At 59.1% G+C, this 12,317-nt stretch carries 15 protein-coding genes and 1 pseudogene; 4 read left to right on the top strand and 12 right to left on the bottom strand.

The window, feature by feature from the left end; all coding sequences use genetic code 11:
- Positions 1–440: hypothetical protein (locus VN887_02795; protein HXT38928.1), on the top strand; the 440-nt coding region annotated here is incomplete at its 5' end.
- Positions 441–1,052: 612 nt separating this feature from the next.
- Here the strand turns inward: VN887_02795 and ychF are convergent.
- The 5 genes from ychF to VN887_02770 form a co-directional block, all read right to left on the bottom strand.
- Entirely contained in the window at positions 1,053–2,156 is a 1,104-nt protein-coding gene (gene ychF / locus VN887_02790; protein HXT38927.1) for a redox-regulated ATPase YchF, read from the bottom strand.
- 36 nt (positions 2,157–2,192) lie between these two features.
- Positions 2,193–3,371: a GTPase ObgE gene (gene obgE, locus VN887_02785; GenBank protein HXT38926.1), complete on the bottom strand. Its 1,179-nt coding sequence runs from the start codon at positions 3,369–3,371 to the stop codon at positions 2,193–2,195.
- A gap of 191 nt (positions 3,372–3,562) precedes the next feature.
- Entirely contained in the window at positions 3,563–3,826 is a 264-nt protein-coding gene (gene rpmA / locus VN887_02780; protein HXT38925.1) for a 50S ribosomal protein L27, read from the bottom strand.
- 4 nt (positions 3,827–3,830) lie between these two features.
- Positions 3,831–4,142 (bottom strand): 50S ribosomal protein L21, encoded by a 312-nt coding sequence (gene rplU, locus VN887_02775; protein HXT38924.1) that lies wholly within the window; start codon positions 4,140–4,142, stop codon positions 3,831–3,833.
- Positions 4,143–4,249: 107 nt separating this feature from the next.
- Positions 4,250–5,248: a 2-hydroxyacid dehydrogenase gene (locus VN887_02770; GenBank protein HXT38923.1), complete on the bottom strand. Its 999-nt coding sequence runs from the start codon at positions 5,246–5,248 to the stop codon at positions 4,250–4,252.
- Positions 5,249–5,489: 241 nt separating this feature from the next.
- Between VN887_02770 and VN887_02765 the strand changes: the two genes are divergently transcribed.
- The 3 genes from VN887_02765 (at position 5,490) to VN887_02755 (ending at position 8,586) form a co-directional block, all read left to right on the top strand.
- Positions 5,490–5,972 carry a PTS sugar transporter subunit IIA gene (locus VN887_02765; GenBank protein HXT38922.1) on the top strand — a complete coding sequence of 161 codons (483 nt, stop codon included), beginning with the start codon at positions 5,490–5,492 and terminating at the stop codon, positions 5,970–5,972.
- A 13-nt stretch (positions 5,973–5,985) separates the two neighbouring features.
- Entirely contained in the window at positions 5,986–7,797 is a 1,812-nt protein-coding gene (gene argS, locus VN887_02760; protein ID HXT38921.1) for an arginine--tRNA ligase, read from the top strand.
- Between the two features lie 75 nt (positions 7,798–7,872).
- On the top strand, positions 7,873–8,586 hold the full coding sequence (locus tag VN887_02755; protein ID HXT38920.1) for a cyclic nucleotide-binding domain-containing protein: 714 nt from the start codon (positions 7,873–7,875) through the stop codon (positions 8,584–8,586).
- Positions 8,587–8,605: 19 nt separating this feature from the next.
- Here the strand turns inward: VN887_02755 and VN887_02750 are convergent, their stop codons facing one another.
- From VN887_02750 to VN887_02720, 7 genes and pseudogenes are all read right to left on the bottom strand, one after another.
- Positions 8,606–9,256, bottom strand: coding sequence for a phosphopantothenoylcysteine decarboxylase (locus VN887_02750; protein ID HXT38919.1), 651 nt, complete (start codon positions 9,254–9,256; stop codon positions 8,606–8,608).
- 96 nt (positions 9,257–9,352) lie between these two features.
- Positions 9,353–9,733, bottom strand: coding sequence for a 50S ribosomal protein L19 (gene rplS / locus VN887_02745; protein ID HXT38918.1), 381 nt, complete (start codon positions 9,731–9,733; stop codon positions 9,353–9,355).
- Between the two features lie 4 nt (positions 9,734–9,737).
- Positions 9,738–10,451 carry a tRNA (guanosine(37)-N1)-methyltransferase TrmD gene (trmD, locus tag VN887_02740; protein HXT38917.1) on the bottom strand — a complete coding sequence of 238 codons (714 nt, stop codon included), beginning with the start codon at positions 10,449–10,451 and terminating at the stop codon, positions 9,738–9,740.
- Positions 10,452–10,499: 48 nt separating this feature from the next.
- A complete protein-coding gene (locus VN887_02735) occupies positions 10,500–10,745 on the bottom strand; it encodes a KH domain-containing protein (protein HXT38916.1) in 246 nt (81 codons plus the stop codon).
- A 16-nt stretch (positions 10,746–10,761) separates the two neighbouring features.
- Entirely contained in the window at positions 10,762–11,019 is a 258-nt protein-coding gene (rpsP, locus tag VN887_02730) for a 30S ribosomal protein S16 (GenBank protein ID HXT38915.1), read from the bottom strand.
- A gap of 142 nt (positions 11,020–11,161) precedes the next feature.
- Positions 11,162–11,920 (bottom strand): TerC family protein, encoded by a 759-nt coding sequence (locus tag VN887_02725; GenBank protein HXT38914.1) that lies wholly within the window; start codon positions 11,918–11,920, stop codon positions 11,162–11,164.
- A 104-nt stretch (positions 11,921–12,024) separates the two neighbouring features.
- Positions 12,025–12,228, bottom strand: a pseudogene (locus VN887_02720) (hypothetical protein).
- Positions 12,229–12,317 lie beyond the last annotated feature (89 nt).

Below are 12,317 nucleotides of genomic sequence, written 5' to 3'. Positions count from 1 at the left end.
GGACTGGGGCACCTCGAGTTCGAAGCGTTTCCATGAATGGTTACGTTGGTGAACGTTCAGCTCCGTACACTTCCGGTTACAGGTTGTTCAAGAAGATCTCGGAATTTACCGGACCGACCCCCGCACAGGCCTTCGTCTTCATTGATGAACGCGAGGACAGCATCAACGATGGATTGCTTCAAATCGACATGAGTGGGTTTGACCCACTGACTCCGAGTCGATATACGCTCGTGGACGTTCCAGCGGACTGGCACAATCGAGGGGCAACCGTGTCTTTCGTTGATGGCCACACTGAAACTTGGCGTTGGCGCGATCCACGCACGATGCCGTCGCACCGTTCTGGAATCCTGTTGCAACTGGGCGGTTCGTCCCCGAACAATTCCGATGTCGCCCGAATCCAAGCTGCTACCAGCAGAAAGATTGTCAATCCGACAAGGTGAAGACGGAAAACTCCATATTCGTACGAGCCACTCATCCGGAGTAACAGAGCGGGGTCCGATGTGAAGGATATCGTATATCGCCCGCCAAACCTGGCCAGGCTCTTTCAGCTGCCACACACAAACAAAGCCGTCGCAGAGCGTCAGATTTCATGCGCCTGGGTGCGGTCACCGTGCAGAAGGCGGTGGCCTGAGGGACAGCCGGTGCGCGGATTCAAAATGTCACCGCAGCGCCCGCCGTTGATTGAAAAAATTCTCGTAGTTTCCCGAATTCTGGCGCGGATGCCTTTCGCACGGGTTTTTCCCCCGTTTCGAATTATGGACGGCAAGGGTGGCTCCAATCTTTTGAACTTTGGGCCCCGACAGGAAGTATTCTACCCGCCCCACTCGCGCCCGCACCAACCAGTGCGCCAACACGGGCCAGACATTCGACTCGAAACATCTGGTGTTCTCAACGGAATTCGGAATTCTCCGCGTGGTGCACTATTCAAGAGCTAAAGCCGCCGCTACGCTTCGGAGCATAAAAGAAAGTCGCCTTCACTTGCAACCCTCCCTTGTCGGGACGTTTTCCAACTCGCGCTGGGCGAAGCCACGGACATTTGCCGGCGGCGCCGTTTATACATTGAACTTGAACAGCATCACGTCGCCGTCCTGCACCACGTATTCCTTGCCTTCCATCCGATACAGCCCCTTCTCGCGCGCCGCGGCGATGGATCCGCATTTGACAAGGTCGTCGTAAGCGACCGTCTCAGCCTTGATGAAGCCCCGTTCGAAGTCAGAGTGAATCACCCCCGCCGCCCTGGGCGCCGTGTCGCCTGCGCGAACCGTCCATGCACGGACCTCCTTTTCGCCGGCCGTGAAATAGGTGCGCAACCCCAGCAAATGATAGGTTGCCCGAATCAATTGCCCGACTCCCGATTCTTCGACCCCAAGCTCCTTCAGGTACGCCCGGGCTTCGTCGGGCGGCAAATCAATCAGGTCGCTCTCAATCCGTGCGCTGATGACGACGGTTTCACAACCGATGTGGGTGCGGGCGTAGTCGCTGACTTTCGCCACGTGCGGGTTCTGGACAGCGGTTGCCAGATCCGACTCTTTGACGTTGGCAGCGAGGATGGTCGGTTTGTCCGTGAGAAAGTAGAACTGTTTCGCAACGATCTTTTCTTCCGGCGTCAGCGCGAGGGTGATCCCGGGGCGACCCGCATCCAGGTGGGGTTCGAATTTCGCCAGGACGGCGTCCTGCGCAATGGCTTCCTTGTCCCCGCGCTTCGCGTCCTTGCCCACGCCGGCGCGCTTTTTCTTCACAGCATCCAGATCCGCGAGAACCAGCTCGGTGACGATCGTCTCGATGTCGCGCACCGGATCAATGGCGCCGGCCACGTGATGAATGTCCGGGTCTTCAAAGCAGCGGACGACCTGCACGATGGCATCCACTTCGCGAATGTGACTGAGGAATTTGTTGCCGAGACCTTCTCCCTGGGACGCGCCTTTCACGAGGCCGGCAATGTCCACGAACTCGACCGCTGCAGGAATGATGACACCCGTTTTCGCAATTTTCGCCAGCGGCTCGAGCCGCGCGTCCGGCACGGTGACGATGCCGACGTTCGGATCAATCGTGCAGAACGGATAGTTCGCCGCCTCGGCTTTGCGCGTGCGCGTAACGGCATTGAACAAGGTGGATTTTCCGACGTTGGGTAAACCGACAATTCCAGCTTTGAGCATATTTATGGAGGGTCACGAGTCAGGGTCCACAGTAAATCACTTTCCGGCCGACGCCGCCTCCACAGCTTCACGGATCATCTCCTTGAATTTTCCGACTCCGTCATCAAACGCCGCCGCGATCGGCAGCACGGGCGTCTTGCGGACTTTCTGTTTGAATCTCTTCAGATTCGCTCCCGCCGCCGGTTCGTCCATTTTGTTGGCGACCACCAGCCGCGGCTTCTCCAGCAGGGCGCGATCATAAAGCTCCAATTCTCTTAGCAGGTTCCGGTGATCCTCCCACGGCTGGCGTCCGTCGGTTGCGGCCATGTCCAGCAGCAACACGAGGATCTTGCAACGTTCGATGTGGCGCAGGAACGAGTGGCCGAGTCCGACGTTCTGGTGCGCGCCCTCAATGAGACCGGGCACGTCGCACACGGTGAGCCGGCGCCAGTCCGGATATTCCACAATGCCGATCTGCGGATGGAGCGTCGTGAATGGGTACGGAGCAACCTTCGGCCGGGCCTTGGAAATGGCGCCAAGGAGCGTGGACTTGCCGGCGTTCGGATACCCCACGAGGCCAACATCCGCGATGATACGCAGCTCGAACAAAAAATCGCCCTCCTCGCCCGGCTCGCCGGGTTGGGCGAAACGCGGCGCCTGACGGCGTGCGGTGGCGAAATTTCGATTCCCCAATCCTCCCCGTCCGCTTTTGCAGAGCACAAATTGCTGGCCGTGGGTGGTCAGATCGGCGATCAACTCGCCCTTTTCGACCGAGGAAACCGCCGGTGGCGCGTCCGCTTCATCGTCCAGATTGATTTCCATGGCGCGCTCGCCGCCTGCGTAGCGGATGACAGCCCGTTTGCCGGTGGAAAGCTTCAGCGTTTCGGGCCCCGAATCCTTTTCAGCCTTCCCGCCGCCCGCGGCCGTCGACGGGGCGGAAACCGATCTCCAGACGAGCGTGCCGCAGGGGACTTTCACCACGAGGTCCTTGCCGGCATGGCCATCCATCCCTTTGCCCATGCCATGCTCGCCGTTCTGCGCCACAAGCCGCGGCTGGTAGTATTGGGCAACAAGGTTGTTCAGGTCATGGTCGGCTTGCAGAATCACGTCTCCACCCCGCCCGCCATTGCCGCCCGAGGGGCCGCCCTTGGGCCGGAAAGTTTCACGTAAAAACGCAACGCTGCCTTTGCCGCCATGCCCGGCGCGCGCAAAAATTTTTACTTCATCAACGAACATGAGATCCCACCGATTCGAACCATCCAAACCCGGGGCCGTGGAGCGCCACGCCTGATTCCGCGATTCCACCGCGACAACGACAGTTAATTGTCCCCACCGGTTTCAGTGCCACACGAAGTTTATCACAGGGCCTGTTACGAAACAAAAAAGGCGAGGCCCGTGACCTCGCCCTGAAATACTCCGGCGCGCAACTAATTCGCGGCCGACGCAGCAGCCGGCAGCACGTTGATTCGCTTGCTGTCCTTGTCGAACAACACCTTGCCATCGATCAAAGCAAACAAGGTCCAGTCCCGGCCGGTCCCGACGTTTTTGCCGGCGATGAACTTGGTTCCGCGCTGGCGGACGAGGATGCTGCCTGCAGTGACGGTTTCGCCCCCAAATCGTTTTACACCGAGACGTTTGCTGACGCTGTCCCGCCCGTTATGAACGCTGCCGCCGCCTTTCTTGTGTGCCATACAATTAAGATTTGATTTCCTTGATCTTCACGACCGTCAGTTCCTGGCGATGCCCGATGGTCTTGTGGTAGCCTTTGCGGCGTTTCATCTTAAACGCGATTTTCTTTTCGCCGCGTTTGTGCGCCACCACATCGGCCACAACGGCGGCCTGCGCAACAGTCGGCGAACCGATCGCCACCTTACCATCATTGTTGACCAGCAATACGCGATCGAAGGTAAACGGCTGCCCGACCTCGGCCGTCAATCGTTCGATTTCGAGCGTGTCACCTGCCGTAACCCGGTACTGTTTTCCACCCGTTTCCAATACTGCGTACATAGCGTTTTCGTCAAAGGGAGGGTGATGACACCAAAAACCAACAAGCGTGTCAACTTGCGATTTTTTCCCGTTTGGCCGCTTTAGCATCGCGAAAGTCCCAAGACGGCTCAAAGCTGGGTGCCCTCCAAAAAGGGTTCGCTGACGTTGAATTTCAAGATGTTTTTTGTAGTAACCAAGGCAATCTGCGTGAGGGCTTCGTGCGTCAGGAACGCCTGGTGCGCCGTGATCAACACGTTGGGGAAGGTCAGCAATCGGGAAAGTTCGTCGTCTTCGAGCACCTGGTCGGAGAGGTCTTCGAAGAAAATGCCTTCTTCCTCCTCGTACACGTCCAGCGCCACGCCGCCCAGATGCCCCCGCTTCAACGAATCGAGCAACGCCGCGGTGTCAATGAGCTTTCCTCGACTGGTGTTGACGAGGAAGGCGCCGCGTTTCATCCGGGAGAGCGTTTCGGAGTTCAGCAGATGATGGGTCTGGGTTGAAAGGGGCGCGTGCAGCGAAAGGATGTCACACGCGGTGAGCAGCGCGTTGAATTCCGTATATTCGACGCCGTGCCGTCCGGCCCACTCCGGCGCGGGAAACGGGTCGTGGGCGAGAACGCGCGCCCCAAAACCACGGAATATTTCGGCCGCGACTTTGCCGATTTTGCCGGTCCCGATGATCCCCACCGTCTTGCCGCAGATGTCAAAACCGACAAGCCCGTTGAGCGAAAAATTATGCTCGCGGACGCGGTTGTACGCCCGATGGATTTTGCGGTTCAGCGCGAGCAGCAGTGCCACCGCGTGTTCCGCGACAGCGTGTGGCGAATAGGCCGGAACGCGCGTCACCGCGAGCCCCAGCGCCTTCGCCGCCGGCAAATCAAGGTTGTTGAACCCCGCGCACCGGAGCGCGATGTGCTTGACTCCCGATTCAACGAGGCCCTCCAGACACGGCCGATCCAGGCAGTCGTTTACGAACACACAGACTGCGCGTGCGCCTTTTGCCGTGGTCGCAGTTTCGGCGCGCAGGCGAAAGTCGTAGAACCGCCAGTGGATGCCGCCCTCGTTCCGGCCGTGTTCGAAATACTGCCGGTCGTACGGTTTCGTGTCGTAGAATGCGGCGTCAAGCATGAGCGCATCCTTCTCTTAAGAATTCTGTAACAGTTGTCAATTCCCGAGCGCTCCGGGCCCTGCGGTGCCGACCATGAACAATGCGCCGACAGGCCATCCGACCCATTCTCATAACCCCCGTGCTCGCACCGCGCGCCCTCGAGCTGCATAAAAAAAGCATACCACGACCCAATCGCAAAAGAATTGCTCTTGAAAACCAGTTTTGATTCAGGCGAAATGACCGGGCTGTGATCAATTCTGTATGAACCTGGGCGACATCCTCAGTCCGGCGCAAATCATTTCGGAAATGCAGGCCTCCAACCGTTGGGAAGCCATCGATGAGTTGATCAACAATCTCGTTCAGACCGGGAAAATCAAGCCGGAAAACCGCGACCCGATCGCCGCCGTCGTCAAAAAACGCGAGACATCCATGAGCACCGGCATCGGGTTCGGCATCGGAATCCCGCATGCGTCCACAGATTTGATCTACGAAGTGGTCGGCGCATTTGGCCGCTCGAAGAAAGGCGTCAACTTCGACGCGCTTGACAACCAGCCGGTCAGGCTCGTCATGCTTTTTTTGGTTCCCCAGGGCCAGTTCCAGAAGCACCTCCACACCCTCGCCAACATCGCCAAGCTCCTTCATAAAACCGAGTTTCGCCAGTCACTCGAAGAAGCGCCCGACGCCGATACCATGTATCGCATTGTTAAAGAACAATCGGGTGGCGCCACGGGCACCGCCCGGTGAAATTTGCGCCCGCGTGCGGTTCTGGCGTGGCGGTGACTCCAATCCGCGTTATCCCGTGATCCATCAATTACTCCAAGACCGGATTCGAGACGCTGTCCGCCTGGTTTTGCCGGATGCGGATACCGCGGATATCGAGGCGGTGCTCGTGCGCCCTTGTCCCGATCCGAAATTTGGCGACTACCAGTGCAACGCGCTGATGTCCCTCGCCAAGGCGCGCAAGCTGAATCCGCGGCAACTTGCGAACGAAGTGCTGGCCAGGCTCGATGCAAATGAGTGGTGCGAGAAAGTGGAATTGGCGGGCGCCGGCTTCCTCAATTTCCGGCTCAAAATCCCCGCGCTGGCACGCGCGTTGGAGACTGCCGCAGCCTCCAAGCATCCCTTTGTTGAACAGACAAAACAACCGCACACCGTTGTCATTGACTTCAGTTCGCCGAACGTCGCCAAGCCGATGCACGTCGGTCATATCCGCTCGACTATCCTCGGTGATTGTCTGTCGCGCACGCTGCGGCTGCTCGGCCATCACGTCATCACCGACAACCACATCGGCGACTGGGGGACGCAGTTCGGCATGTTGATCGTTGGTTGGAAGACATTACTCGACCGCGCCGCGCTCGGACGCGAACCGCTGGCGGAGATGGAGCGGATCTATAAGGCGGTTCAGTCGAAGTGCGACCCGGAAAAATCCGGCTATGATGCCGCGACGCACGAAGCTGCCCGGGCCGAACTGGTCAAACTCCAAAACGGAGACACCGACAATCTGAAAATCTGGCGCGAGATGATCGAGCTCTCGCAAAAACAGTTCGATGAAATCTATTCGCGGCTTGGCGTCAAATTCGATCACTCTTTCGGCGAAAGTTTTTACAACGACAAGGTCAAGCAAGTTTATGACGAACTGACCGCCCACAGTATCGCAGTCGAGAGCGAAGGCGCACTTGTCGTTTTTCAAAATCAACCTGAAGCTCCTGCGAATATCAAAGGACATCCTTTCATCATTCGCAAACGTGATGGCGCTTCCAATTATGCGTCCACCGACCTGGCCACCGTCCTTTACCGGAAGGAGGCGCTCAGGGCCGACGCCGTGCTTTACGTTGTTGATTCGCGGCAGCGGGATCATTTCGACCACCTTTTTTCCACCGCTGGCAAATGGTTCAAGGCGACGGAACGTAATTTGTTCGAGCCAAAATTAATCGACTTCGGGACCATTCTTGGCGAGGACAACAAACCTCTAAAAACGCGGAGCGGCGAAAACGTCAAGTTGCGCGACCTCCTTGACGAAGCCGAGGAGCGAGCTCTCAAAATCGTTTCGGAGAAAAATCCGGAATTGCCGGAAGCGCAGCAACGCGAGATAGCACGCATTGTCGGCATCGGCGCGGTCAAATACGCTGATCTGTTGCCCAACCGGACCAGCGATTACGTGTTCAGTTGGGACAAGATGCTCGCGTTGAACGGCAACACCGCGCCGTATTTGCAATACGCTTATACGCGCGTCAGAAGCATTTTCCGCAAGGGCGGCGCAGAGCAGGGCGAGCGTGGAATACAAAATGTGGAATTGAAACTGTCCGCGCTCGAAGAAATCGCGCTCGGCAAGCATCTGCTGAATTTCGGCCTGACACTGGATGCGGTCGCCGGGGAATATCGTCCCAACTACCTGTGCAATTATCTCTACGAACTGGCCGGACATTTCGCGCGCTTCTACGAAAACTGCCCGGTCCTCAAGGCTGCCGAGTCCGACCGCGCCAGCCGTCTGGTTTTGTGCAATCTGACCGCCCAGGTGCTGAAAGAAGGTCTCGGCGTGCTCGGCATTGAAACCACTGAACAGATGTGATGCCGCTTTGACGGCTGCTCTTTTGGCGGCGCTTTTTCCCTTTATCGGACCGGGCGGCTCGGTTAAAAACCGCTCATGCAACCCGACAACGACGCGCCCGGCTACTGCATCTGGGGCGTTGACAATGTCGTTTATGGACCCGTTAATCTCCCCACGCTGGTGAACTGGGTGCGGGACGAAAGGGTCACCGCCGGCACATGGATTTTCCGCCAGGACAAGGCCGAGTGGCACAAGGCCCAGCACGTCGGCGAATTGAAAATGTTCTTTCAACCGCGCTCGGAGGCCGGCCCGCCCACCGTAAGCGCCCCCGACGGTACTTCCCTCACCCTCAAGCCCGGGGCGTTGCGACGCGTCAAGATCCTTGCCGGACTGAGCGACGCGCAGCTTGCGCGTTTCGTCGATTTTATGGAGCTGCAGCCCGTGCGGCAATGGACAGAGATCGTCCGACAGGGAAGTCCCGGCGACGCGATGTATCTGGTGCTCGAAGGCGAGGTGCGCGTGCGCATGATGATTGCCGACAAGGAGAGCATTCTGGCGACACTGGCGGCCGGTGAATTCTTCGGTGAAGTCGCGCTGTTCGATCACGGTCCGCGCTCAGCCGACGTCGTGGCGAACAGGGATTCCCTCCTCCTTAAAATCTCCGCCGGGGCCTTTCAAAGACTCACCAGTGGAGCGCCCGACCTCGCGGCGCCTTTTCTGTTCGCCATTGGCAAGACATTGACCGCCCGCATTCGTGCCGATAACAAGCGCCATCGTGATTCGGTCGCCTTCGCGAGAGTGACGCAATAGCACCGCGCCGTACCGCCGTTCAGGAATCGATGAGCGTGGCGAGCGCGCCGTAGAGGGCCGGCGCGTCTGCCAGGTGCTCGGATCGCCCGGCGCCGGTCACAAGACCAAACCCTTCTCCGTAAGCAGCGCCGTTGACGACGCAGGCGTTGGTCCGGTTGGCCGCGAGTTGCTCCTTCGCCACTTCAATAACGCGCGCGCGGTCGCCGTCGAGTTCGTATTTCCAGCCGACCAGGCACGCTTGTGGAAACCAGCCCCGCAGTTCGCCGATGATCTTCGATGTCGGTTTCAACTCAACGAGCAATTGGTCCTTCCGAGTGGAGATTTTCTTGCCGACGCAACGGGACAGTTCGCTCTCGGCACTTCGTTCCCAGACCGCGCCAAACGTGAAATCACTCACCGCGGCCGCGTGAAAGACTGCGCCGGCGCCCTGGCTGGAAAGAGTCTGGAGCCGCGTGCGCAGGTCCGTGGCGGTGGTAAACATCTCGACGTGGCTGGACTTCACTTCTCCTCTGTGAACGGCGTAGTAACCCCTGAGCAGAATGACTTCGTGCCCCATTGCGGCCAGGTGATTCGCTAATCCGGTCCCCAGCCTGCCGGTGGAAGAATTCGTCAGCCGCCGGACTTCATCCAGCGGCTCATACGTTGGCCCGGCGGTCACCACGCACTTCACGGCCGGCAGGGTAACCGAAAGGATGACTTGCTGTCATGCCGGGAATTGGCAGACGCGGCGCGCGGTCCCGGTTCGAAATTGCGGTTTGTGCGCCCTTCACTTTGCCGGGGCCGGCGCGGCCGTTGCGCTTTCTTTCTCTTTCACAGCCACCGCGCCCCTCCCGATGCGTTTGCGCAAATAGGTGAGCTTGGCGCGGCGCACCGAACCCCTGCGCTCCACCTCGACTTTGTCCACACGCGGCGAATGGAACGGGAAAACGCGCTCGACGCCTTCTCCGTAACTGATGCGCCGGACGGTGAATGTCTCATTCAGCCCGCGGCCGCGTTTGCCGATCACCACGCCGGTAAAAATCTGGATCCGTTCCTTGTCGCCTTCCACGACCTTGGTATGCACGCGCACCGTGTCGCCCACCCCGAAATTCGCGGGGTTCTTGCGAAACTGTTCCGATTCAATTTTGTCGAGTATTGCCTGGTTCATAAAGTCACTTCTCGGGTGGCGCCCCGGGGCCGCCGCCACGGATTGCTTCGAGGTCGGACAAGTCCGGTCTTCGTTCGAGCGTCCGCTGTTCCGATTGTTCGCGCCGCCACTGTTCGATCTGCGCGTGATTTCCCGAGAGCAAAACATCCGGCACTTTCATCCCGCGAAACTCGGCCGGCCGCGTGTATTGCGGATATTCCAGCAATCCGCGACTGAACGACTCATCGCGCGAACTTTCATCGTCGCCAAGCGCGCCGGGCAGCAACCGCGTCACGGCATCGATGATTACCATCGCCGGCAGCCCGCCGTTGGTCAGCACATAATCGCCGATGGACAATTCGTCATCGGCCAGCGCCTCGCGCACCCGCTCGTCAAATCCTTCATAGCTGCCGCAAATCAGGAGCAGGTGCTCCTCGCGGGCCAGTCCGCTGGCGATCGCCTGGGTGAACGTCCGCCCGGACGGCGATAATAAAATCACGCGCGTCTTTTCCCGCGCCAGTTTATCCACGGCTTCAAAGATCGGTTCGGGCTTCAGCAGCATCCCCGGCCCGCCGCCGAACGGTTTGTCGTCCACCGTGCGATGACGGTCGTGCGTATGGTCCCGCAGGTTGTGGATCGCCAGATCCAGCAACTTGTCCGCGCGCGCCCGTTTGATGATACTTTCGTCGAGCGGCCCCGCAAACATCGCGGGGAACAAAGTCAGCACGTCAATTTTCATGGCCGCGCGATTGCAGCCGCGGTACGGCTGCGCCGGGCGTACTCCGTTTCAACCTTCCGGCCGCTCTTCAACAATCTCCACCGTGCAGCGCTGCCCTTTCCTGGCCGCGCCCACCTGCAACAGCGACCGGATGGCATGAATCGTCGTGCCTTGTTTGCCGATGACCTTTCCGATGTCGGTCGGGTGCATGCGCAACTCGTAAATGGTCATGCCCTGGCGCTCCACCGGGGTGATGTTCACCGCGTCCGGACGATCCACCAGGCCTTTGACGACGTATTCCAGGAAGGCCTGCATAAAACCCGCCCCGCAATCAAGCGGCCGCCGGCGCTGCCTTGGCGGCCTTGCGGATAAAGCTGGCCACCGTGTCGCTCGGCTGCGCGCCCTTGCTGATCCAGTACTTCGCCCGTTCGTAATCGAGCGAGAAATTATCACCCTTCTTGCGCGGCTGATAGGTGCCGATTTCTTCGATGAACTTGCCGTCGCGCGGACTGCGATTGTCCGCTACCACAATGCGGAACACGGGGTTGTTCGTCGCCCCGATTCGCTTCATGCGTATTCTCACTGCCATAATTAGAAATTCCCAATCGGAGCGGCCCAAAATGACACTCTGGCCGCGCGCCCGTTCGAGCGCTGGTTCCAAAAGAGGGGTGAGACTATTCACGCCTTTGGGGGTTGGCAAGCCCTGTTTTCGCCAATTCGGGGCCCCCTCCTTACCGGTACGGCTGGTGCAATTCCACCTTCGATGCCTGCTTTGAACGCAGCCGGATGTTCAGACTCTCGACCCCCACGGAGAACGCCATCGCAAAGTAGATATAGCCTTTGGGGATTTCTTTGTGAAACCCCTCGGCCACCAGCGCGCAACCGATCAGCAGCAGAAAACTTAGGCCCAGCATCTTCAGCGTCGGATGTTTGTGGATGAAGCCGCTGATGCGCCCGGAAAAGATCAGCATGAACACCAGCGCGACGATGACCGCGGCGATCATCACGGCGAGCTGCCGCGCCATCCCAACGGCCGTGATGACGGAGTCGAGCGAGAACACGATGTCGAGCAGCAGAATCTGGACGACGACGCTTACAAAGGACGGCGCCAGGCGGCTCGTGACGGATCCGTCTTCGCCCTCCAGTTTGTCGTGAATCTCATGCGTGCTTTTCCACAGCAGGAACAACCCGCCGCAAAGCAGGATCAAGTCGCGGCCCGAAACCGGATGCGGCTCGTCGAGAATCCCCAACGTGGGCACTTCAAACAGCGGCCGGGTCAACTTCACCATCCAGGCCAGGCCGCACAGCAACAGGATGCGCGTGATCAGCGCCAGGCTCAAGCCGGCCTGGCGGGCCCTGGCCTGCTGTTCCGACGGCAGTTTCCCCGCGAGGATGGAAATGAACACGATGTTATCAATGCCCAGAATGATTTCGAGCACCGTCAGCGTGAGCAGGCTGACCCAGATTTGCGGATCGGAAATCCAGTCCATGGCGCGGAATCATGGGGAAGCGGACTCCGAGTTCAAGGCAAACCGGCGTCACGAATTCCCATTCACAACGTATGACCAGGCGGTAAATGCATTTATGCATGTGGTGCTTCGTCGCTTTCATCGGGCACACGGACGGCCGTCAGTTCGCCCGCGCGAAACAATCGCGCCAACTGCTCGGCATCGCGGGCGTTGGTCTTGATGCGGTCCCCGTATTGGCGCACCGACCCCTCCCCGGAGGCGAGGGCCACGGCGATGGTTTCTTTATGGACGTCCAAACCGACGTGGAGGATAGTTGGCGCAGATTTCATGGGTGTCTGTTTCCTTTCTTGTTTGACGAACGGTTCATTGGACCTTCTCAACAGGTGGATCGGTCCCGCATCCACGGGGCAACCCACGC

This window comes from Candidatus Angelobacter sp., assembly GCA_035607015.1.
GTDB lineage: Bacteria > Verrucomicrobiota > Verrucomicrobiia > Limisphaerales > AV2 > AV2.
This window is presented reverse-complemented; position numbering and strand designations above follow the sequence as displayed.

What these genes read in the sequence shown, in the direction of transcription:
- ychF (HXT38927.1), bottom strand. Translation starts at nt 2,156, where the DNA reads ATGCTCAAAGCTGGAATTGTCGGTTTACCCAACGTCGGAAAATCCACC.
- obgE (HXT38926.1), bottom strand. Translation starts at nt 3,371, where the DNA reads ATGTTCGTTGATGAAGTAAAAATTTTTGCGCGCGCCGGGCATGGCGGC.
- rpmA (HXT38925.1), bottom strand. Translation starts at nt 3,826, where the DNA reads ATGGCACACAAGAAAGGCGGCGGCAGCGTTCATAACGGGCGGGACAGC.
- rplU (HXT38924.1), bottom strand. Translation starts at nt 4,142, where the DNA reads ATGTACGCAGTATTGGAAACGGGTGGAAAACAGTACCGGGTTACGGCA.
- VN887_02770 (HXT38923.1), bottom strand. Translation starts at nt 5,248, where the DNA reads ATGCTTGACGCCGCATTCTACGACACGAAACCGTACGACCGGCAGTAT.
- VN887_02765 (HXT38922.1), top strand. Translation starts at nt 5,490, where the DNA reads ATGAACCTGGGCGACATCCTCAGTCCGGCGCAAATCATTTCGGAAATG.
- VN887_02755 (HXT38920.1), top strand. Translation starts at nt 7,873, where the DNA reads ATGCAACCCGACAACGACGCGCCCGGCTACTGCATCTGGGGCGTTGAC.
- rplS (HXT38918.1), bottom strand. Translation starts at nt 9,733, where the DNA reads ATGAACCAGGCAATACTCGACAAAATTGAATCGGAACAGTTTCGCAAG.
- trmD (HXT38917.1), bottom strand. Translation starts at nt 10,451, where the DNA reads ATGAAAATTGACGTGCTGACTTTGTTCCCCGCGATGTTTGCGGGGCCG.
- VN887_02735 (HXT38916.1), bottom strand. Translation starts at nt 10,745, where the DNA reads ATGCAGGCCTTCCTGGAATACGTCGTCAAAGGCCTGGTGGATCGTCCG.
- rpsP (HXT38915.1), bottom strand. Translation starts at nt 11,019, where the DNA reads ATGGCAGTGAGAATACGCATGAAGCGAATCGGGGCGACGAACAACCCC.
- VN887_02725 (HXT38914.1), bottom strand. Translation starts at nt 11,920, where the DNA reads ATGGACTGGATTTCCGATCCGCAAATCTGGGTCAGCCTGCTCACGCTG.